16 protein-coding genes are annotated in these 20,778 nt (G+C 47.4%); 7 read left to right on the top strand and 9 right to left on the bottom strand.

The genetic code is table 11. The features are described 5' to 3' along the window. Nucleotides 1-104: 104 nt before the first annotated feature. Nucleotides 105-3,158, top strand: a complete 3,054-nt coding sequence (locus NG833_RS01710; RefSeq protein ID WP_254563606.1) for an AAA family ATPase — start codon at nucleotides 105-107, stop codon at nucleotides 3,156-3,158. A 250-nt stretch (nucleotides 3,159-3,408) separates the two neighbouring features. Here the strand turns inward: NG833_RS01710 and NG833_RS01705 are convergent, their stop codons facing one another. From NG833_RS01705 to NG833_RS01695, 3 genes are read right to left on the bottom strand one after another with little or no spacing between them, the layout of a single operon-like run. Continuing rightward, entirely contained in the window at nucleotides 3,409-4,374 is a 966-nt protein-coding gene (locus NG833_RS01705) for a threo-3-hydroxy-L-aspartate ammonia-lyase (protein WP_254563605.1), read from the bottom strand. Further along, a complete protein-coding gene (locus NG833_RS01700) occupies nucleotides 4,374-4,811 on the bottom strand; it encodes a thioesterase family protein (RefSeq protein ID WP_254563604.1) in 438 nt (145 codons plus the stop codon). The genes NG833_RS01705 and NG833_RS01700 overlap by 1 nt, the downstream gene beginning before the upstream one ends. Before the next feature lie 59 nt (nucleotides 4,812-4,870). Beyond that, nucleotides 4,871-5,959 (bottom strand): acyl-CoA dehydrogenase family protein, encoded by a 1,089-nt coding sequence (locus NG833_RS01695; protein WP_254563603.1) that lies wholly within the window; start codon nucleotides 5,957-5,959, stop codon nucleotides 4,871-4,873. A 177-nt stretch (nucleotides 5,960-6,136) separates the two neighbouring features. Here NG833_RS01695 and NG833_RS01690 point away from each other — a divergent pair, with 177 nt between their 5' ends. The 3 genes from NG833_RS01690 to NG833_RS01680 all read left to right on the top strand — a co-directional run bounded on the left by NG833_RS01690 (nucleotide 6,137) and on the right by NG833_RS01680 (nucleotide 8,158). Next, nucleotides 6,137-6,517 carry a hypothetical protein gene (locus NG833_RS01690; protein WP_254563602.1) on the top strand — a complete coding sequence of 127 codons (381 nt, stop codon included), beginning with the start codon at nucleotides 6,137-6,139 and terminating at the stop codon, nucleotides 6,515-6,517. A gap of 133 nt (nucleotides 6,518-6,650) precedes the next feature. Continuing rightward, nucleotides 6,651-7,058 carry an MAPEG family protein gene (locus NG833_RS01685; protein ID WP_254563601.1) on the top strand — a complete coding sequence of 136 codons (408 nt, stop codon included), beginning with the start codon at nucleotides 6,651-6,653 and terminating at the stop codon, nucleotides 7,056-7,058. Between the two features lie 170 nt (nucleotides 7,059-7,228). Beyond that, nucleotides 7,229-8,158, top strand: coding sequence for a GUN4 domain-containing protein (locus tag NG833_RS01680; protein ID WP_254563600.1), 930 nt, complete (start codon nucleotides 7,229-7,231; stop codon nucleotides 8,156-8,158). Between the two features lie 54 nt (nucleotides 8,159-8,212). Here NG833_RS01680 and NG833_RS01675 read toward each other — a convergent pair whose 3' ends face one another. Continuing rightward, entirely contained in the window at nucleotides 8,213-9,058 is an 846-nt protein-coding gene (locus tag NG833_RS01675) for a prohibitin family protein (RefSeq protein ID WP_254563599.1), read from the bottom strand. A 400-nt stretch (nucleotides 9,059-9,458) separates the two neighbouring features. On the opposite strand from NG833_RS01675, the gene NG833_RS01670 reads away from it, so the two are divergent. Then, nucleotides 9,459-10,220 carry a DUF5131 family protein gene (locus NG833_RS01670; RefSeq protein WP_254563598.1) on the top strand — a complete coding sequence of 254 codons (762 nt, stop codon included), beginning with the start codon at nucleotides 9,459-9,461 and terminating at the stop codon, nucleotides 10,218-10,220. 150 nt (nucleotides 10,221-10,370) lie between these two features. Here NG833_RS01670 and NG833_RS01665 read toward each other — a convergent pair whose 3' ends face one another. Both NG833_RS01665 and NG833_RS01660 read right to left on the bottom strand, forming a co-directional pair. Further along, the gene (locus NG833_RS01665) at nucleotides 10,371-14,027 is read right to left on the bottom strand and encodes a hydantoinase B/oxoprolinase family protein (RefSeq protein WP_254563597.1); all 3,657 of its coding nucleotides are present in this window, start codon (nucleotides 14,025-14,027) and stop codon (nucleotides 10,371-10,373) included. Between the two features lie 77 nt (nucleotides 14,028-14,104). After that, nucleotides 14,105-14,845: a glycerophosphodiester phosphodiesterase family protein gene (locus tag NG833_RS01660; protein WP_254563596.1), complete on the bottom strand. Its 741-nt coding sequence runs from the start codon at nucleotides 14,843-14,845 to the stop codon at nucleotides 14,105-14,107. A gap of 57 nt (nucleotides 14,846-14,902) precedes the next feature. Here NG833_RS01660 and NG833_RS01655 point away from each other — a divergent pair, with 57 nt between their 5' ends. Further along, nucleotides 14,903-16,369, top strand: coding sequence for an ATP-dependent DNA helicase RecQ (locus tag NG833_RS01655; protein WP_254563595.1), 1,467 nt, complete (start codon nucleotides 14,903-14,905; stop codon nucleotides 16,367-16,369). A gap of 252 nt (nucleotides 16,370-16,621) precedes the next feature. Here the strand turns inward: NG833_RS01655 and NG833_RS01650 are convergent, their stop codons facing one another. The 3 genes from NG833_RS01650 to NG833_RS01640 all read right to left on the bottom strand — a co-directional run bounded on the left by NG833_RS01650 (nucleotide 16,622) and on the right by NG833_RS01640 (nucleotide 18,659). Continuing rightward, on the bottom strand, nucleotides 16,622-17,332 hold the full coding sequence (locus NG833_RS01650; protein WP_254563594.1) for a DUF1269 domain-containing protein: 711 nt from the start codon (nucleotides 17,330-17,332) through the stop codon (nucleotides 16,622-16,624). 101 nt (nucleotides 17,333-17,433) lie between these two features. Then, nucleotides 17,434-17,916 (bottom strand): hypothetical protein, encoded by a 483-nt coding sequence (locus tag NG833_RS01645; protein WP_254563593.1) that lies wholly within the window; start codon nucleotides 17,914-17,916, stop codon nucleotides 17,434-17,436. Between the two features lie 452 nt (nucleotides 17,917-18,368). After that, nucleotides 18,369-18,659: a hypothetical protein gene (locus tag NG833_RS01640; protein ID WP_254563592.1), complete on the bottom strand. Its 291-nt coding sequence runs from the start codon at nucleotides 18,657-18,659 to the stop codon at nucleotides 18,369-18,371. 269 nt (nucleotides 18,660-18,928) lie between these two features. Between NG833_RS01640 and NG833_RS01635 the strand changes: the two genes are divergently transcribed. After that, nucleotides 18,929-20,521 carry a hypothetical protein gene (locus NG833_RS01635; protein WP_254563591.1) on the top strand — a complete coding sequence of 531 codons (1,593 nt, stop codon included), beginning with the start codon at nucleotides 18,929-18,931 and terminating at the stop codon, nucleotides 20,519-20,521. Nucleotides 20,522-20,778 lie beyond the last annotated feature (257 nt).

Raw genomic sequence — 20,778 nt, 5'->3', positions numbered from 1 at the left:
CACTGCCAAGGGGCTTCCCAAATTTTAATTGAGGCTGGCCCGATTAACGATTGTTTAAACCCCCTCCAAATTGTCCAAATTTACGATAAAATCACACCATTTTTATGCGACCTCTTGAACTGTCTCTGGAAGGATTTACCAGTTTTCGCCGGGAACAAACTTTGGACTTCTCGGAACTAGATTTGTTTGCCATTACTGGGGCAACTGGGGCGGGAAAATCTTCCTTGCTGGATGCCATGACTTATGCCCTTTATGGGACAACTTCGCGGACCTCTCAAGCGGGGGAATTAGTCAGTCAAGGGGCGACGACTTTAAAGGTGCAATTGCGCTTTTCTGTGAGTTTAGGAGAATACCGAATTACCCGAACTTGGCGATATCGTCCCAGTACCCCAGTGACGCAAGTTTTATTAGAACGATCGCAGGTAGATGGCAGTTGGGAAACCCTGGAAACGAAGGAACGGGAAAGCAAAAAAGCCATTACCGAAATTCTCGGGATGGATTTCGATACCTTTACTCGGGTTATTTTGTTACCCCAAGGCCAATTTGATGAGTTTTTAAAAGGAAATACGGGCAAACGTCGGGAAATTTTGCGGCAATTGGCAGGGTTTGAAATTTTTGAGCGGATGCGGAAGGAAACCAATGATTTAGCCCGATTGTTAAAGCAGGAATTGGCAACCATTGAGCGACAAATTGCAGATTTAGAAGTGCCGGATGCGATCGCCATTCAAGGACAGCGATCGCAATTAGCCGCCTTAGAAACTGAAATTCCGGTCCTGAATCAAGGGGTGTTAAATGCCCAAACCTTGTTAGAGGCAGAAGAACGGCTATTTGAGCAACGGGAACGTCTCACGAAGTTTCAGCGCCAATTTGCCGAACTGAACCAAAAACAGCCGGAAATCACTGCCCTGAGTGAACGATTGGCCCGGTCCCAAGTGGCCGATCGCCTGCAAGGGGATTGGGCATTGGTTCAGGAGGCTCGCACTCAAGATAAATTAGCCACCCAGCAAGCTAAACAAGCCGCCAGTAACTTACTCCAAGCGGACACCCATTTACAGTCCGAACAGCAAAAACTAGCCCAAGTGAGAGCACAAGCAGCCGCCCTCGCCCCGCAAATTGCCGCCCGGGAGGAAGCCTTAGCCCAAGCCAAAGCCTACGAGGAACAGCGGCAACAGTTGGAAAGGGAAGTGGCGATCGCCGCGACTCAATGTCAGCAAAAGCAACAACAGCAACAAGCGGCAAAGCAGGAACTTACCCAAGCCGAAGCCCAAGTCAAAGCGGCAACGGTGCAGGTTTCCCTCACAACGGATGCTCTCCAACGGCACAAACCCGGAGGGGACCGATTAGAACGCCTCACAACGGTAGCCCCGTTATTGGTGGAATGGACTCTGGGGGAAAAGCAACGGAAACAACAAGCCCAAGCCCTGGACAAAGTGAGTCGGGACCGGGCAACTGGCGATCGCACCTATCAAGCCGCCCTGACGGGCTTACAACAGGCACAAACAGCGATCGCTCAACTCACCCAGGAGATTGCTGCCGGGGAAAAGGCGAACGCAGAAGCCACGAAATCCAACCAGGCGGCAGCCTTACGCTTATCCCTGGAAGCGGGAGAGACTTGCCCGGTTTGTGGGGGCATCCATCCCGATTCTGAGGCAGAATTACCCCCTTTACCGGCGATCGCCTGGGTGGATCTCACTCCCTTACAAACCCAAGCAGCAACAGCAAATCAAGCCTTGCAAACGGCCCAACTCAATGCCACGAAAGCCGAAGCTGCCCTAGAAAATCTCACTCAGAAACAGCGAGAAATTCAGGAACAATTCGCCACCCTCACTCAGCAGCAACAGGGGTTACAACAGCAAATTGCTGATATTTTACAACTAAGTGAAGGTGAGGAACTGGATGCAGTCTCCCTCCAACAGGAACGAGAAGCCCTGCAAAAGAGCGATCGGGCATACCGAGAAGCAGCCGAAGCCTCTCAACAGGCAACAACCCGCCTGGAAAGCGCCCAACAAGCCCGAGACTTTAGCAGTCGCACCTATCAGGCAACCGTCACCGATGCCGAAGCTGCCACCCAGGAACTCACCCGACGGCAGCACAACCTCCAAGACGTGCGAGAGAAACTGACAGCGATGACAGAGGGATTATCCTATCAAGTTCTCGCCCAAACCCTAGCCGAACAAAAACAAACCCTCAGCAGTCGGATTTCTGAGGCAGAAACCGCCCATCAAACTGCCGAAAATCGCGTCATCCAAGCCCGAGAAACCGCCCATCAAACGCGGGTTGCTGCTGAAACTGCCCAAGCCAAACAACAGCAATCTCACAGCCGTTGGCAAACCCAATTACAAGCAGTTGATTTAACCGAAGCCACCTTTCTCACCGCCCTTGCCTCCCCGGAAGAACAGGGGAAATGGCAACAGGCAATCACCCATCATCGAGAAAGCAGCATTGAACTCTCCACTCGGATCGCGGACTTACAATCAGAAATAGGCGATCGCACTACCGATGCCCGTCAGTTGCAACAGCGAAAACAAGCCAAACAAACCGCCGAACAACAATTAAAACTAGCCCAGGATAAACGAGTTGAATTATCCACCTGGATTCAATCGGCTGAACAGAGACAAGCCCAGTCGGAAAAACTCTTAGATGAACAAGAAACCGTTAGCAAAAACTATGATGTTTATCATGTTTTAGCCCAAAATTTAAAAACCAATGAATTTCAATCCTATATCTTAGAACATTTAGAATCGGAATTAGTCGCCCGGGCGACCTTACTGTTAAAAGAACTCACCGAATCCCGCTACGCCTTGCAAATGCAAGAGGGAGAATATTGGGTAGAAGATAACTGGAATGGCGGCGAATTGCGACGAGTCCGCACCCTCTCCGGGGGAGAAACCTTTGCCACCTCCCTCTCAATGGCGATCGCCCTCTCAGAAAAACTTTCAATGGGGGCAGAATTAGGCAGTTTATTCCTCGATGAAGGATTCGGAACCTTAGATTCAGAAACCCTAGAAAGTGTCACTCAAATCCTAGAATCCTTACGCCAACAAAACCGCACCATCGGCGTGATTACTCATGTCAAATCATTAGGCGAACGACTGCCTACCCAAGTGAAAGTCTTCAAATCTCCCCAAGGGTCTCGCTTGGAAGTGGAGATTTTGTAATTCTCAATTTAGGACAAACCCGGAAACGACTGAAGTCGTTACTACAAACAAAGAAAATTCAGCCTTACTTGTTCGTAGTAACGACTTCAGTCGTTATCTTCTCTAATGTTCGTAGTAACGACTTCAGTCGTTATCTTCTCTAATGTTCGTAGTAACGACTTCAGTCGTTATCTTCTCTAATGTTCGTAGTAACGACTTCAGTCCTTTCCGGATTCCGTAAAATCCATTCAGTTTCATTGGATTCAAAGACTTAAAGGCTGATCCGAGAAATCGCCCGAACATCCACATTCCCCCCAGAAATAATCACCCCAACCCGCCGATTATCGCCCATAGAAACAATGCCTTCTAATAACGCTGCTGCTGCTAATGCGCCAGTAGGTTCGACCACAATTTTCATCCGTTCCCAGAGAAAAAACATCGTCTGCAAAATAGCCGATTCCGAGACAGTTACCAAGTCATCCACATAATGCAAAACCAAAGGAAAAGTTAACTTCCCCAAAGAGGGAGTGCGAGCCCCATCAGCAATGGTATCCGGATTATGAACTCGATGCAATTGTTTACTATGAAACGATCGCGCCGCATCATCGGCATTGGCAGGTTCAACCCCGATTACCCGACATCCAGGGGATAAAGTTTTAGCGGCGATCGCACAACCGGAAAGCAATCCTCCACCGCCACAACAGACCAAAATTGCGTCTAATTCTCCCACCTCTTCTATCAACTCTTTCCCCGTCGTTCCCTGTCCCGCAATCACTTCCGCGCAGTCGTAAGGGGGAATCACCGTCAAGACGCGATCGCGAGACAGAGTTGCCGCCAAATCCTCTCGGGAAATCTCATGTTTGTTATATAAAATCACCTCGGGCCCATATCCCCTTGTCGCCTGTTGCTTGACTTCCGGCGCATCTTCTGGCATAATAATTGTGGCCGACATCCCCAATAATTGTGCCGCTAAGGCGATCGCCTGGGCATGATTTCCCGAAGAATAAGCCAGTACCCCTTGCTGCTTTTCCCCGGGGGATAACTGCACCAAAGCATGGTATGCCCCCCGAAATTTAAAAGACCCCGTGCGTTGGAAATTTTCACACTTAAAAAACACTCGATTTCCGGTCATTTCATCCACAGTTCGGGAGGTCATCACCGGGGTTTTGTGGGCCACCCCACGCAAATGACTCGCCGCCGTTTCAATCTGACTATAATTAACCGATAAATCACTCATTATTTCTCCTGATTTGATTCAATCCCAACTTGCTGATATTGCTCATAAGCAATCACAAATTCCTGGGGAATAGCTTTAGGGCGCATCGTCACCGCATCTACCCAAACCCAAAGCACTTCTGCCGTTACCACTAAATCCGACTCGCCTTTCTTGCGGATTTCATAATGGCGAGTAACCCGAGTCCCCCGCAACTTTTCTAACCAAGTGGTAATCGCTAAAATATCCCCCGCTACCGCTGGACGTAAATAATCAATCGTAACTCGCCGCATGATAAAATATCCGCCTAATTCTCGATAGCGGTTGAGGGAAAACCCCAGATATTCTGAATGTTGAATTCCCACATCTTCTAAATAATGTTGATAACTGGCATTATTGACATGACCCAAAGCATCCATTTCATAATGTCGCACCCGAATATCTGTGACAAATTTTTCCATGATTAAGCCAGTTTACCTGAGTGAATTTATCTTAATTGTAAACAAATTTGCGCGCTGATTCACGGCGATCGCATCAATTGGGCCAAAGTTGCCTCCATCACCCCTGAAGTTTGCCCAGATACCCCAAAAACTAGGGCTTCTCGATATACCCTTCCCGCCTGAGAGTCCGCCAAATTGGACGCGCCACTACAAACCGTAATCGCACCTTGCGCCGATCGATAGGCTAAATCAATCCCTTGCACCCGCAAGGATAACGCCTGGGAATACCAAGTATCCAGTTCCTCCCGGGATTGATGGAACATTAACTGCTGGATTTGGTGGCGACAGGTAAGCAGTTCGCGATTCAGGACATTATAGGCAGCAGAGATAAAGGGGAGGGGTTTTTTCTGGGCGATCGCCTCAATAATATCTAATCCGGCGCGGGCGCATCCTAAGATTAAAGCACTATTATTCAACACATTTTTGCGATCGCTTTCATGAATCCCAAGCGCCGGTTGTATAAATAACACCCGTTCCTCGGGCAAAAACCACTGTTCCAGAACGCCACTCACCGTTTGAGTCGATTGCATTGCCGCCAAAGACATCGGCGCATTCCAGGTAATTTTCGCCCCGGTTTCTTGGCAATTCACCAAGGGAATGATTCCATAAACTGCCCTGCGATCGGGCAATTCTGCTCCCAATACTACTTCAGTAAAAATTCCAAATCCCGTCACCCAAGGCACAGTTCCCGAAAGCAGAAATCCCCCTTTAATAGGTAAGGCTTTGACTAAAGGATTACCCTGCCGTCGCAGATGAGAAAAACCAATCCCTAACAAGCGATTTCCTGTAGCTAAATGGGGCAGATATTCCGCTTTCAATGCCTGATTCTGACTGCGACTAATCGCGCTTCCGGCACTTTGATGCTGAGTTTGTAAAAACCCTAATGCACCAGAGTAGCGGGCAGTCGCCTCCTGAATTTCCCAAGCCATTTGCGGATCCCCAGTTCCCCAGGGTTCGGGCAGTTTTAACCCCAACAAATGACGACTGCCCAATCCTGCTAAGGCAGTTTTAAGGGCCTCTGGGTCCTGGTCTAAAATAGTCGCATTCGGGGCTACAGCCTCTCGCAAATAAGACTCTGCCACCGCTAATTGGGTTTGCTGGCAATTCATATTTATTTTAGCCTGCGAAGGCAGGCTTCGTCCGTATAGCCCCACCCTTAAGGGTGCGGGTTTTTGCATATTGAATTATACGATACCCGCATCACTAAACACAAGTCCATTGGGATTCAGCAGTTTTCGAGCCAACCCGATAAAATAGAAAGGGATAAACGTTTAGGAAATTATATCATGCTGACCCCAATTTATCGAATTATTCTCATTTTTGGATTAACTTTATTGCTGGTATTTACCGGAACATCGGCACAAGGCTCAATTGCCGATGCGACTCGGATTGCGCGCTTAGAATCCGAAATTTTCAGCCTGCGATCGCAAATCAATCGCTTACAATCTGACGTGGCTAGATTGGCAAGACAACCTGCCGCTTCTCCCCCGATTTCTCGTCCCCAACCCCAGGAAGAGTCTCCGTCAGTGCCCACACCCAGACAACCGAATGACCCTTCCCTCGCCCAACAATTTGATAACCTCGCTATCTTGGCGATCGAACTCAAAGAACGCATCAGCACAGTGGAAGAGAGACTAGCAGAAATCGAACTCCGGATTAGCCCTTAACTGAGGAGGGAAGGGGACTGTTGTCATTCAATCCAAAATTGTTGCCGGTCATGCTTTCCCCCTGTCCCCAATTATGTCATAATTTAAAGCGAGATAAAATCAGTCTATTTCTCCGTCAAATAGAGGTTACCCTATGATATCGCCTTGGCCCAGTTTAGTCACCGTTGCTGCCTTAATTGTTTACTTTGTTGTCACGATTAATGTCGGTCGTGCCAGAGCTAAATACAAAATCATGCCCCCAGCCATGTCAGGAAATCCAGATTTTGAAAGAGCGGTGCGGGTCCATGAAAACACCCTAGAACAACTGATTGCATTCTTGCCTGCTTTATGGATTTTTTCAGTGTTTGTCAGTCCGATTTGGGCGGCGGCGATCGGGGGAGTTTGGGTCCTAGGACGGATTATTTACGCTTGGGGATATTACCAAGCGGCTGAAAAACGAACAATCGGCTTTGCCATTAGTTCCTTAACCTACATGATTCTGCTCCTCGGTTCCTTAGTCGGAATCATTTTAAATGTGACTCAATCTGGCGTTTTGAGCTAATTTGAATCGTAAATATAGCGGTTCCCACAGTTAGTTATTCGCTTACATGGGAGGGGAGTGCGAGCATCTTGCTCGCTAGAACAATAGCGAGCAAGATGCTCGCACTCCTTTAAATAGGGGAGGGGAGTCTTTTTTTATAATCTAAATTCTGACTCAGATTTTGATAAAATATGATAAATCACTGTCCGGTTTGCGATACGGAATATTTAGAGGAAGAACATCAACGCTGTTCTCAGTGTGGATGGGATTTGACCCCAGTTCCCGGCAGTCCATCCAGCAAACTCAGAAAAGCGTTTTTAGCCAAACAACAAATCCAGATAGACTGGGCGAGAAAAATGTGGATGCGTCACCAAATGCAAGGGGAATTTAATCATCAGCATCCGGCAGCAAATGCGAGTCAGTCCGAGAGATTATCCCAATTGGAAAATCAGTTTAATGAACGGTTTAATCAAGTCACGACTCAATTACAAGAAGCCCGAGAAGAACGAGCATATCTCCAATCTCAGTTAGAATGGATTTCGACTTATTTACAGGGGGTTAATTTCCCGCAGATTGAAACCGTATTAGGGCAAGTTTCGGACTGGATGCAGGGGAGTGCCGTTCCCCCCATTCCGGAAGAGACTGCGGAACCCTTTTATCCCAGTTCTGAGGTGGGAATTGATTACAGTCGGTTAATGAATTTACTCTCCAAAGGCAAATGGAGAAAAGCGGATGAAGAAACCTGGGCGATCGCCCTCAAGGCAGCAGTGCGAGAAGAGGAAGGGTGGTTAAGCTTAGAAGACTTACAAAGGTTTCCAAAAACCGATTTAGCCACCCTGGATTGGATTTGGGATTACTATAGTCATGGTCAGTTTGGATTGAGAGTTCAACAGCAAATTTGGGAAACCGTCCAAGGGGATTATACTGAATTTTGCGATCGCGTCCGATGGCGGGTCCAGGACAACTGGATTTACTATGATGAACTCGACTTTTCCTTAGACGCTGTACGGGGTCATCTCCCGGCGATCGCATGGCGGAAACGCGCTTGTTATGGCGTCGGCAAATCCACCGCTCAAGAAGCCTTAATCACCTTATTTGATGCGCTTCAAAAGGTTCAATAATTTACCTGAATTCCCCCTTTATTACAAGGGGGATAAGAGTCTATTTCTTAAAAATTAAGAATCACCTTCAACATTTCCAAGATTAAACAGAAAAGGAACCCGGGGAGCATCCTTTCCTAACACCAACACCTTCGGCATTTGAGCGCCTCCTTCTCGCCAAGCTTGAATCGCTTCTTTCTGAAGCACTAACTCACCCCCTTGGGCTTTTAAAGTCTCGGCTAACAGCCGTTGTGCTTCCGATCGACCTTGAGCGCGATTAATATCGGCTTGGGCTTCTTGTTCCGCTTCCCGCGCAATATAAACCGCTCGTTGCGCCCGTTGTTCAGCAATTTGCTTCTCTTCAACCGCCTTAGCAAAGTCCGTTGAAAAATTCAAATCAATCACACTGGTATCAATGACAATCACCCCATATTTTTCTAATCGACCACTTAGAGCATTATCAAAATCTTCCTTCAAAGCACTCCGTTGAGTAATCGATTCTTCTGCGGTTTTTTTAGCACCTGCTATTTTAAACGATTCCTGAGTTTGAGGTGCAATAATTTTCGCAACAATATTCTCCAAAGACCCTTGAGTTCGGCGAATCGTCACCACTTGAGTGGGGTCCAGACGGAAGTTAATCGCAAATCGTCCCGTCAAATCCTGTAAATCGCGGGTGGCACTTTTAGCAGGCACTTCAAACTTTTGCACCGTCACATCATACACATCCACCTTTGAAATCAAGGGCGGTTTGATATGAATTCCTTCCAGTAAAGCGCCATCGCGAGATTTACCTAGAATACTGAGCACTCCTGCCTCCCCTGGGTTGATAATCACAAAAGAACTCGATCCCAGCAACAGGATTAAAGCTAAGACAATTCCAATGGTGATCGCTTGGATATTTTGCGCGTACTGATTCTTCAAATCCTTATCTCCTATGATGCCATAATAGGGCTACACCTTATAGGTTAGCAGAGTATCTTGGGAGTGGGAAAGCTACCTAGGAGGGATTTTGGCGTTAACGGGTCTTATCAACTCCCCTGGGTTGGCGATCGGTCAAAATTTTAGAAGATAGACCTCTGGCAAAATTTTAATCCATCATGAGGGACGTTATTGAAATAAAAAACTATTAAGTTTGGGACTTCCGCATTACCTCATCTGTAGAGGCGATTCGCGAATCGCCTCTACAGATAGGGTTCCGTATCCAAAGTAATCGTAAGTCCTGAAGTTGCTTGATTTTTCCGTCAATTTGAGATAAAATAGGATTAAACCCTTTAGGGATGGCTGAAAAAATAAGTCGTTGTTTGATTAGGAAATAAATTTTATGTCGAGTATTCATACAGGAATAGAGTGGACCGATAGAACCTGGAATCCCACTACAGGCTGCACAAAAATCAGCCCGGGATGCACTCATTGCTATGCAGAAGCCCTCACCAAGCGGTTTCATACCAATTTCCCCAATGGATTTGACTTAACGCTACATCCAGAACGGATAGAAGAACCGAAACGTTGGCGAAAACCGAGTCGAATTTTCGTCAATTCAATGAGTGACTTATTCCATGAAGACGTTCCTCTGGATTTCCTTAAAAATGTCTTTGAGGTGATGGAAAAAACGCCTTGGCATATTTATCAAATTTTGACCAAACGTCATGAACGTTTGCTACAGCTTGCACCGGAATTAAAATGGCCGGAAAATGTTTGGATGGGTGTTTCGGTTGAAAATCAAAACTATGTTCAGCGGGTTGACTATTTGCGCCAAGTTCCGGCAACGGTGAGGTTCCTGTCCTGTGAACCGCTTTTAGGGCCTTTGCAACTTGACCTGACAGACATTCATTGGGTAATTGTTGGCGGCGAATCCGGACCAAAACACCGCCCCATGAAACTAGAATGGGCGCAAAGTATCCGCCAACAATGCCAGGAATCTGGAGTGGCCTTTTTCTTTAAGCAAGTCGGTGGCAGAACCCCTAAAGCAAACGGTCGATTACTGGATGAAAAAATCTGGGATGAAATGCCCTACGCTTGGCATAAGCACCAGCAAAAGTGGGACAGCAATTCCGTCAAAGTCCGTTTGGCGGCAGGAGTTTAGTAACTGAACCGGGTGATTCACCTCTCATTTTCATCCTTTATTATTGTCAATATTATTATCAATTTTAATCTAGGTGGTGGGATAATTCATAAATTATCCCACCCTGTCGGAATCGTAAGAGGAAAATTTTCCCCTCTTATCTCAATTGACTTAATCAGAAGTTAGACTACCATAACCTCCACCTCCTGGGGTTTGAATGGCGAAGATATCTCCGGGATTCATTTGAACCGCACTGGTGCTGCCTAATTCTTCAATTGTACCATCGGTGCGTTCTACTAAATTATGCCCGATCGCCCCATCGCCTCCTTGATTTAATCCTGCTGGAGGAATGCGGCGGTGATTGGATAAAATAGCTGCCGTCATCGGTTCCAGAAATCGCAGGCGGCGAATGACTCCATTTCCTCCGGTATATTGCCCTTTTCCGCCGCTATTTTCGCGAATGGAAAAGCTTTCTAACCGGACGGGGAATCGCCATTCTAAAACTTCAGGATCCGTGAGGCGGGAATTGGTCATGTGGGTTTGGATGGCGTCGGTTCCGTGGAAGTTAGGACCGGCACCGGAACCACCACAAATGGTTTCGTAATATTGATGGCGATCGCTGCCAAAGGTGAAGTTATTCATGCTGCCTTGGGATGCTGCCATCACCCCTAGGGCGAGGTATAATGCATCCACGATCGCCTGAGAGGTTTCGACATTTCCCGCCACCACTGCTGCTGGATAACAGGGGTTGAGTAAGCTGCCTTTGGGGATAATAATCTCTAGGGGTTTCAGACATCCGGCATTCAGCGGAATGTTATCGTCTACTAAGGTGCGAAACACATACAACACTGCCGCTTTACAAACCGCTGCGGGGGCGTTAAAATTGCTATTGAGTTGCTCCGATGTGCCGGTGAAATCAATGGTGGCACTGCGGCTATTTTTATCAATGCTAATTTTAACGTGAATTTCTCCTCCATCATCCATTGAGTAGGTAAATTCGCCATTTTTGAGCACAGCAATCGCCCGTCGCACGGATTCTTCGGCATTGTCCTGGACATATCCCATATAGGATTCTACGGTTTTTAGACCATAGTATTCCACCATTTTTTGGAGTTCTTGCACCCCCCGTTCGTTGGCGGCAATTTGCGCTTGTAAATCGGCAATGTTTTGGTCCGTATTTCGCGCTGGATATTCGGCATTGGTGAGAATTTCTAAGATGTGGGATTCTAGAAATTTTCCAGCTTTGACGATTTGAACGTTATCCAATAATACCCCTTCTTCCACCACGGTTTTGCTATGGGGTGGCATGGAACCAGGGGTAATGCCGCCAATATCCGCATGATGTCCCCGGGAGGCGACGTAAAATAGAATGTCTTTCCCGGCATTATCAAAAACTGGGGTAATGACGGTAATATCCGGGAGGTGAGTGCCGCCATTATAGGGATTATTGGACACATAAACATCCCCAGGTTTAACGGTTTTACCTTTGTCGTTCATTAAGGCTTCTACGCTTTCACTCATTGAGCCTAAATGCACGGGAATATGAGGGGCATTTGCCACGAGTTGACCGGCGCGGTCAAAGACGGCGCAGGAGAAATCTAGGCGTTCTTTGATGTTGACGGAAGAGGAGGTATTTTGTAAGGTAATCCCCATTTGTTCGGCGATGGCGCGGAACAAATTGTTGAAGATTTCTAGGAGAACGGGGTCCGGATTTGTGGCGGCGATCGCCTGAGTTTCTATCCGAGGCTGTTCCGCAGTGGAAACCCGGTTTAAGACTAAGTAATTCCGGTCGGTGATTTCCACTTGCCAACCGCAGGAGATGGCATTTGTGCCGGTTTTTTCTATGATTAAAGCCGGTCCATTAATCGTGTCTCCCGGTTGCAATGATTGGCGTTCAAACACCGGCGTTTCCTGCCAGGAATCGCCATCGTACATGGGGACGGTGGCAATCGAGGAGGGAACGGCTGATGAGCGTCGGGGAACGGTGGGTTCCTCGGGGGGTGTCATCTGCTGGACTACTTCAACGGAAACTGTTTCTACGATTAAGGATTTGTCTTCTTTGATGAATCCATACCGTTGACGGTGTTCCGCTTCAAATGCCGCTTTGAGGGTGGCTGGATTGTCAGCAAAATCGATAATTAAGGTGGAGTCGGTGCCTTGGTATTTCAGATGCAGTTTGGCAACGGAAACGAGTTCGCCTGTACCCTCACTATTCTGGCTTAATTCGGCTTTTCCTTCTGCTTCCAGTTGGGATAATTCGCTTTGCAACTGGGTCAGCAATTCAGCGGTTAAAGGAGCTTCTACGGCCCGTTGGCGGATGGTGCGAATGTCGGCTAATCCCATGCCATAGGCGGATAAAACGCCAGCAAAGGGATGAATAAATACCCGTTTCATGCCCAAGGTGTCGGCAATTTGACAGGCGTGTTGACCTCCGGCCCCGCCAAAGCAACAGAGGGTATATTCGGAGACATCATATCCCCGTTGCAGGGAGATTTTTTTAATGGCATTGGCCATATTTTCAACAGCGATCGCCAGGAATCCGGCAGCAACTTGTTCCGGAAGTCGGTCATCTCCCGTTGCCTGTTTAATCTGTTGGGCCATTTGGTTGAACTTGTCCCGAACAATGTCAGAATCTAAGGGTAAATCTCCATTAATTCCAAAAACTTTCGGGAAAAATTGCGGTTGAATTTTCCCTAACATCACGTTACAATCGGTAACGGTTAATGGTCCTCCTTTGCGATAGGAAGCAGGGCCGGGATTGGCCCCGGCAGACTCCGGACCGACGCGATACCGTGACCCATCAAAAAACAGGATTGACCCGCCACCGGCAGCAACGGTATGAATGGACATCATTGGAGTTCTTAATCGCACTCCGGCAATTTCTGTTTCAAATTCACGTTCGTATTCGCCATTATAATGGGCCACATCGGTGGAAGTTCCGCCCATATCAAAGCTGATAATTTTCTCAAATCCAGCCTTTTTGCTGGTTTCTACCGCCCCAACAATCCCACCGGCAGGACCGGATAAAATGCTATCTTTGCCTTGAAATTGGCGCGCATTGGTTAACCCGCCATTGGATTGCATGAACATCAACCGCTGATCTAAGGCATCGGGATTAGAAGAAAGTTCTCCGGAAACGCGATCGACATAGCGACGCAAAATTGGGGACAGATAAGCATCCACAACGGTGGTATCTCCCCGACTCACAAGCTTCATTAACGGACTAACTTCGTGAGAAACGGAGACTTGAGTAAATCCAATATTTTGGGCGAGTTTAGCAATTTGTTGTTCATGTTGGGGATAGCGATATGCATGCATCAAAACAATTGCACAACTTCTAATTCCGCTTTCATACGCCGCTTGTAATGCTTGAATTAAAGGCGGTTCGTTAACGGGTTGTAATTCTTCTCCGTGGGCGCTGTAGCGTTCTTCTACCTCGATGGTTTGTTCATAGAGCATTTCGGGTAACAAAATTTCCCGGGCGAAGATATTCGGGCGGTTTTGATAGCCGATTCTCAGGGCATCTTTAAATCCTTTGGTAATCACCAAAACTGTGCGATCGCCTTTGCGTTCTAATAAGGCATTGGTGGCAACGGTTGTCCCCATTTTAATCGCCCCAATTTGGTCAATGGGTATGGGTTCATCCCCGGTAATGCCCATCAGTTCTCGTATCCCTTGGACCGGCGCATCTTTGTATCGTTCCGGATTTTCTGATAGCACTTTATGTACAATCAATTGCCCATCGGGACGCTTGGCCACTACATCGGTAAAAGTCCCCCCGCGATCGATCCAAAATTCCCAACGATTGTCAGAATGAAGTAGAGTCATGTTAGTTGTCTTGAAACGTGAAGTAATTTGACTATTTTAAATCATTTAGAGGAAAATTGGCAAGAGTTAAGAAACCCCTAGTGAATTTTGAGGTTTAACATTTCTGGCAATAAACAGTTTGTGGCAATTCGCACCACGCCTAATTCAAGCAATCTTTCTAAGTCTTTAGGCTTATCGACGGTCCAAGCCACGATATCGACTCCTTGTTGACGACTGAGGTTAATTAATGCGGGATTTTTAATTAACAGTTTATACTTGCTCATCATCACCGTATTCCCCGCTTGTGCTGCTTTGGCTAATTGTCTGCGGAATGCAGTCCGATTGGCTACCAGATAGGCAAATAAAAAATTCTCACTCCGTTCCCGCACCCGGTCGATAAAGGAAGCATTGAAAGAGGCAATGATACATCGATTTTCAAACTGATGTTTAATCAGCATCTCAATCAATTCATCTATCTTTTTATCAGTCCAATAAGAATGAGTTTTGACTTCAATATAGATAAACTTTTTGATGTCTTGCAAAGCCATTAATGCCTCTTCTAAGGTGGGAATCGCTTCCCCCTTAAAGCGCCAATCAAACCACGAACCCGCTTCTCGGTGCTTAATTTGTTCTAAGGTTTTCTTCCTAACTTTGCCTCGAATTCCTGTGGTGCGGGTTAAGGTGGAATCGTGAATCACCATTGGCACTCCATCGGCACTTAACTGCACATCCAACTCGATGGAATCCGCCTGATGTTTGATCGCTGCCAAAAATGCGGCGAGGGTGTTTTCTGGGGCGATACTGGAGTATCCACGATGGGCGATAATTTCTAGCTGCATAAGCTAAATCCGGTAAAATGAATAACTGTCCTATCTTTAACATAACCTGTCTTGCAAATGGACCGCCATCATAGTGCATCCTGGAATCAGGTCCGGGATAAGTTCCGTGAAATTTGGGGATACGATGATTTTAGAAGTCCCCAGGGAGAAATTGTGCAAACTCTGTTGCAGGGGAAAGATGCGCTGATTGTCTTACCCACGGGTGGGGGGAAGTCGATTTGCTTTCAACTCCCGGCGTTACTGCAAACCGGATTAACCCTGGTGGTGTCGCCATTGGTGGCATTGATGGAAAATCAAGTGCAAGAACTGCGCGATCGCCACTTAGATGCGGCACTCCTACATGGGGAAGTTCCCACAAAACAGCGCAAAGCCACCCTAAACGCCCTAGAAAACAATCAATTACGGTTATTATATCTCTCCCCAGAAACGTTACTAAGTCCCCCGGTTTGGCAGCGGTTATTAGCACCGGAATTACCGATTAATGGGATGATTTTAGATGAAGCACATTGTTTAGTGCAATGGGGGGATACCTTTCGCCCCGCCTATCGGCGTTTGGGTGCAGTTCGTCCCGCCCTTTTGAAATCAAAACCAGCGGGTTCTAAACTGGCGATCGCCGCGTTTACGGCAACCGCTGACCCGACTGCTCAGAAAACCATTCAATCGGTGTTAAAATTACAGAAACCCAACCAATTTTTACTCAGTCCTTATCGGTCCAATCTCAATTTACAGATTCAAATTGCTTGGACTCCCCGAGGACGTCGGCAACGGATGTTACAGTTTATCCAGTCTCAAGGTTTACAGTCGGGTTTAGTCTATGTGAGAACTCGGCGGGATGCGGAAGAATTGGCAACTTGGTTCCGCCAACAAGGATGCAAAACCTCTGCCTATCATGGCGGTTTGAGTGGGGAGGAACGCCGTAGTCTTGAAAGCAATTGGATTGGCGATTCTCTGCAATTTGTGGTCTGTACTTGTGCCTTTGGGATGGGGGTGAATAAACCCAATGTCCGGTGGGTTTTACATTATCAAACTCCGGCTTTATTATCAGAATATATTCAAGAAGTGGGCCGTGCTGGTCGAGATGGGAAACCGGCAATTGCGCTTTCTTTAATCAGTGAATGTACGGGATGGTTAGACCCTCAAGATGAACATCAGCGACAATTTGTGAAAACGCAACAACAAACGCTCTATCGCCGCGCTCAAAATTTGATGAAAAAGTTACCAAGTCAGGGGAATATTAATCAAATTTCCGAACAGTATCCCGATGGAGCGATCGCCTTATCTTTGTTGCATAGTATGGGTCAGTTACAATGGCGCGATCCATTTCATTATCGGATTACTCGTTCGGGTGCTTCTCCGGGTTTATCTGCCGCTCATCCGAGTCAACAGATGAAGCAGTTTCTGTTTACCCGGCGCTGTCGGTGGCAGTTTTTATTAGAAGCCTTTGGGTTTGGACAGGAGGCTAAAGGGATGCGATGTGGTCATTGCGATAACTGTTTAGGGAAGAGGTTTATGGGTTTTATTTAGTTATAATTTCAGGAGAATTTTAGGCGGCAGAGCCGCTGATTTTGCGTGACATGGCTGAAGCCATGTCACGAGGTTTTGGAGAATTCTTAGCCCGCGCAGGCGGGCTTTGTCCGTATAGCCCCACCCTTTAGGGTGCGGGTTCAGGGGGATTAGGAATAGGAATCGGTGAGGGAATTCTTAGCCCGCGCAGGCGGGCTTTGTCCTGTGAGCCTCCACCCTTTAGGGTGCGGGTTCAGGGGGATTAGGAATGGGTTAGGGAATTCTAGGATTAGGGAACGAACTTTGACCCGTTAAAGAAGGGTGATTGGGTGAATTAACTGGAGGAACCGTGGGCATGGCAGCGGGATTAACAATCGGTTCGCCAGGAAAATGATAAATCCCCCATTCTTGGATACCTCTTCCGGTTAGGATTTCTTCGGCTCGTTCTATTTCATAAACTGAGCCTTCAACGATTAGTAAATAGTGGCCTTGGGAGAGGCGATCGTTATAGATTTTGGCCTGTTCTTCGGGGATACCTAAACCCGCTAATGCCCCGACTAAACCGCCTGCTGCGGCCCCGATCGCACCTCCGGCTAGGGTATTCATCAGGATGGATGCCACGGTCCCTCCGACGAGTACGGGTCCGATTCCGGGAATGGATAAGGCGGCTAGGGCTTGCAGCAAGCCGATAAAGCCCCCGACGGTTCCCCCGGCTACGGCACCCGTGGCAGCCCCTTCTTCGGCAAGGGTGCCGGAGGCGTCGGTGGTGTGGCTAGGGGGTGCGGGATTGGCGGCAGCATCTCCCATTGTGAGGTGAGAGTTCATGTTAGTCTCTCCTGAATTCCGGGACCGGGGGAGGTCCGGCGCAATAATAGAGAGGTGATTCAGGGAAAAGCCTGCTTGTCGGAGTTGGTGAAAAGCGGCTTCAGCATCTTCATAACGCTCGAAAACGCCTACAGCACGTCTAAGTTCATCTACAGTCATAATTGACCTCCATTTGGTGTTAAATACGGGTCAGTGGGCCGATCGCCCTGCCGGATTTCCGACGGATTTTAATCGCACAACTGACCCCGTTGAAAAGTGAGTTAGTCCGAGAGCAGAGTGCTTCTGCTGGGCGATCGCTCGTGGATTTCCCACTCTTGGATACCGCGAGCGTTTAAAATGCGACTGGCAAGGGCAATTTCGCGATCGCTGCCGGTGAGAATCAGCAGGTAATCCCCTTGGATCACCCGTTCCCAATAGCGGTGAGCGCGATCGGTGGACATCCCATAAGCCATCAAACGACCCACGAGACCCCCAGTCGCAGCACCGATCGCCCCTCCGGCAACCAAAACCGTCCCTGCGGTTGCCACTTCCACCCCCGCCAGGAGGAGCGGTCCAATCCCAGAAAGTGCTAGGATGCTGAGGCTAACCAGCAACCCCAGAACCATCCCTAAACTTCCCCCGGTTAGAGCACCGGCAAGTCCGGTGGCTGGCAGTGGATGATCAAGGGTTTTTAGTTCCATTGGATTGGGAGTAATCCACCGAATTTGATTCCGTTTTCGGGCGATCGCAGAAATGTTTTTCATCGGAAAGCCTGCGGATTTTAGGTCGCACAGAGCGACTGCGGCTTTTTCCATACTAGGGAATAATCCAACCGCTCGTTTCTGTGGATTGAATACCATGCTTCCTCTCTTTACAATTCATTAAAATTGACGTGATTTTTCTGAGAATTGTGGTAAAATAAAGGGGTTAAAAACGGGTTTCTATCCTTCCTAGGATATCCACAATCTCGGAGAAAATCCCTCACCCTTTAGAATGACCTTTCGCTCTATCGGTAGAAAGATAAAAGCTGCATCGCCTTCTCGACTAATGCAGCCTGATTCAGATTCCTAATATCAAGTCGGGTGGATTAACTTAAAAAACTATTTCTTCCTCTTCTCCCCCTTCCCTCTCAGGGAAGGGGGTTGGGGGGTTAGGTCACTCTGGGCGATCGACCCAACATGATATAATGCTCCAGATGTCTGGGAATTTTTTGAGTTTAGCTGTTGGTTTCTTCCACTGGCGGCGGGGGTTGAGTTAGGCCCCAACGATTCAACAGATTAACCACGCCGATCGCCGCTACAACCCCAATACTCAGGCCAATAACGATTAAAATTATATACAGCCGTTTAAAGGCTTGTTTTGTTGCAGAAACGTTAGAGTTGGGAAGATTTTCCGGCTGCTGGGGACTCCCAACTTCTGGATTAGCAACGTCAACTCCATCGGCTGTAGGCGGTGGCAGTTCATGAGAATTTAAAGGTGCAGGGGATGGATCGGTCGGTCGATTCATAATGTCAGATTTATCAGCGTTTTTCTTAATATAGCAGACGCTCTGGATTGGCTGCTTGCTGAAAGATTTTAGAGGCGGTTCACCGGATGCCTCGATTCAAGGGATGGAGATTGCTCAGATGACGAACGTTCCATCCTGACCCTCCCTCGGTGAACCGCGTCACTCCATCAAATCCTGGGGAAACAAACTTTTACCCATCAGGGTTCAACCGCACCCCCTCGGGTTTAAAATTAGGGGAAACTCCGGCCCTTCCTGAATTCCTGGTAACCATGAGTAGAGATTTATTTGCCCAAACTGCGATCGCTCAAATTCCGAAAATCCTGACCCTGTGCGATCGCAACCCCCATAGTCCCACCTATGGCTGTTTTGACCGCAATTTCTGGCATTATAAAATTATCGATTTTCCCAGTGGCATGGCTCAGGAATTTGTTTGGCCCCTGGCATTAGCCTACCAAACGAATTTACCGGATAACCCATTTTATCAGCAAACCGCACTTCGGGACTGGGTAGAAGCAGGAATCCTTTATGCTGCTCATTCGGCTCATTCTGATGGTTCTTGTGATGATTATTTTCCCTACGAAAGAGCCAGTGGTGCTGCGGCTTTTTCCCTATTGGCTTGTTTGGAAAGTTACACACTCCTAAATCTGAACAATTTTGAACTGCTGAAATTTTTTGAACATCGCGCTACCGGGTTAGCAAATCATCACGAAAGTGGTCAACTCACAAACCATCAAGCCTTAATTGCTTTATGTTTAGACCTGCTTTCTCGTCTATTAGAAACTGACCGCTGGAATCAGGCTAAAACTGAACGAATCGAACGGGTTTTATCCTGGCAAAGTTCCGAAGGGTGGTTTCAGGAATATGAAGGCTGTGACCCCGGTTATCATACCCTGACCATTGCTTGTTTAGCCCGACTTTATGAACTCTCCCCTGACCCGCGTCTAAAAGAATCCTTGATTAAAGCAGTGGAACTCGCCACTCAATTTATCCATCCTGATGGGTCTTATGGGGGAGAATATGCGAGTCGGAATACTTATAATTTTTTCCCGCATGGCTTTGAATGGGTGGGAAAATGGATGCCTGAAGCGTTAGCCATTAATGATTTATTTTTAAAAGGCATCGCAGCAGGTTTAGTTCCCTGTTATGCCGATGACCATATTATTGGACATCATACTTGGAGTTATTTATTAGCATGGCGCGATTTTGTAGAAAATCGACCGGCTTTGCCGCCTCGCCCTTCGGGAAAAATTTGGTTAAAAGAGGCACAATTATTGATAGACCGTAGAGACAAAACTGAGTTATATTTGGCTTTAAATAAAGGGGGAGTTTTTAAGTTTTTTCGAGAAGGTAAATTGCTCGCCTCCGACACCCAATTTTCGCTTCAAGTCTCCCAAGGAAACCGGATAAAAAATGCTGTAGGACATTTAATTGACCGCTATGATTATCACATTGAAACCAATGAAATTTTAATTCAAGGTCAATTGGGTTGGGCCAAGCAAAAGCAAATGAACCCGGTGAATTTGTTGATTTTGCGAGTGGTGATGCTCACAGTAGGCCGATTTTTTCCTAATTTGATTCGGAAATTGTTGCAAAAAATGCTGATTACCGGAAAGGAAAAAGCCCCATTTAAATTTATCCGACGCTTGCGGTGGGAAGATGGAAAATGGCAGATTACGGATGAATTAATAGCCGAGTCTTGGCGGAATGTTCAATCGGTGGGAATTGGGGGAGACCAAACCTCAATTTATGTGGTGATGAGTCGCACTTTTCAGGCGGGTCAATTGCAACCCTGGCTAGATTTAAGCGATCGCCTCCCCACCCTAACTCATCAAGAACCCCTCAAAGTTGAACGCCAGTTCTAATTTTTCGGCTGTTGCTTGGGTCTTATGCCAAATCGGGGTATAATAAAAACCCGCACCCTAAAGGGTGGGGCTATACAGACGAAGCCTGCCTACGCAGGCTCAAGAGTATTGTTAGGTCTTTCACAACCGGATTTGGTATTATAAAACGTCGATTTTCTCTTTAGCCCGCGCAGGCGGGCTTTGTCCGTATAGCCCCACCCTTTAGGGTGCGGGTTAAAGATTGCTTTCACAACCGGATTTGGTATTATAAAACGTCG

The organism is Oscillatoria sp. HE19RPO (genome assembly GCF_024220515.1).
Taxonomy (GTDB): domain Bacteria; phylum Cyanobacteriota; class Cyanobacteriia; order Cyanobacteriales; family Laspinemataceae; genus Laspinema.
The sequence above is the reverse complement of the archived record's forward strand: the minus strand, read 5'-3'. Positions and strand labels throughout refer to the sequence as shown.

Coding starts and splice junctions, on each gene's coding strand:
- NG833_RS01670 (WP_254563598.1), top strand. CDS start 9,459: ATGTCGAGTATTCATACAGGAATAGAGTGGACCGATAGAACCTGGAAT.
- NG833_RS01710 (WP_254563606.1), top strand. CDS start 105: ATGCGACCTCTTGAACTGTCTCTGGAAGGATTTACCAGTTTTCGCCGG.
- NG833_RS01690 (WP_254563602.1), top strand. CDS start 6,137: ATGCTGACCCCAATTTATCGAATTATTCTCATTTTTGGATTAACTTTA.
- NG833_RS01645 (WP_254563593.1), bottom strand. CDS start 17,916: ATGAAAAACATTTCTGCGATCGCCCGAAAACGGAATCAAATTCGGTGG.
- NG833_RS01665 (WP_254563597.1), bottom strand. CDS start 14,027: ATGACTCTACTTCATTCTGACAATCGTTGGGAATTTTGGATCGATCGC.
- NG833_RS01695 (WP_254563603.1), bottom strand. CDS start 5,959: ATGAATTGCCAGCAAACCCAATTAGCGGTGGCAGAGTCTTATTTGCGA.
- NG833_RS01655 (WP_254563595.1), top strand. CDS start 14,903: ATGGACCGCCATCATAGTGCATCCTGGAATCAGGTCCGGGATAAGTTC.
- NG833_RS01635 (WP_254563591.1), top strand. CDS start 18,929: ATGAGTAGAGATTTATTTGCCCAAACTGCGATCGCTCAAATTCCGAAA.
- NG833_RS01680 (WP_254563600.1), top strand. CDS start 7,229: ATGATAAATCACTGTCCGGTTTGCGATACGGAATATTTAGAGGAAGAA.
- NG833_RS01640 (WP_254563592.1), bottom strand. CDS start 18,659: ATGAATCGACCGACCGATCCATCCCCTGCACCTTTAAATTCTCATGAA.
- NG833_RS01700 (WP_254563604.1), bottom strand. CDS start 4,811: ATGGAAAAATTTGTCACAGATATTCGGGTGCGACATTATGAAATGGAT.
- NG833_RS01650 (WP_254563594.1), bottom strand. CDS start 17,332: ATGACTGTAGATGAACTTAGACGTGCTGTAGGCGTTTTCGAGCGTTAT.
- NG833_RS01660 (WP_254563596.1), bottom strand. CDS start 14,845: ATGCAGCTAGAAATTATCGCCCATCGTGGATACTCCAGTATCGCCCCA.
- NG833_RS01705 (WP_254563605.1), bottom strand. CDS start 4,374: ATGAGTGATTTATCGGTTAATTATAGTCAGATTGAAACGGCGGCGAGT.
- NG833_RS01685 (WP_254563601.1), top strand. CDS start 6,651: ATGATATCGCCTTGGCCCAGTTTAGTCACCGTTGCTGCCTTAATTGTT.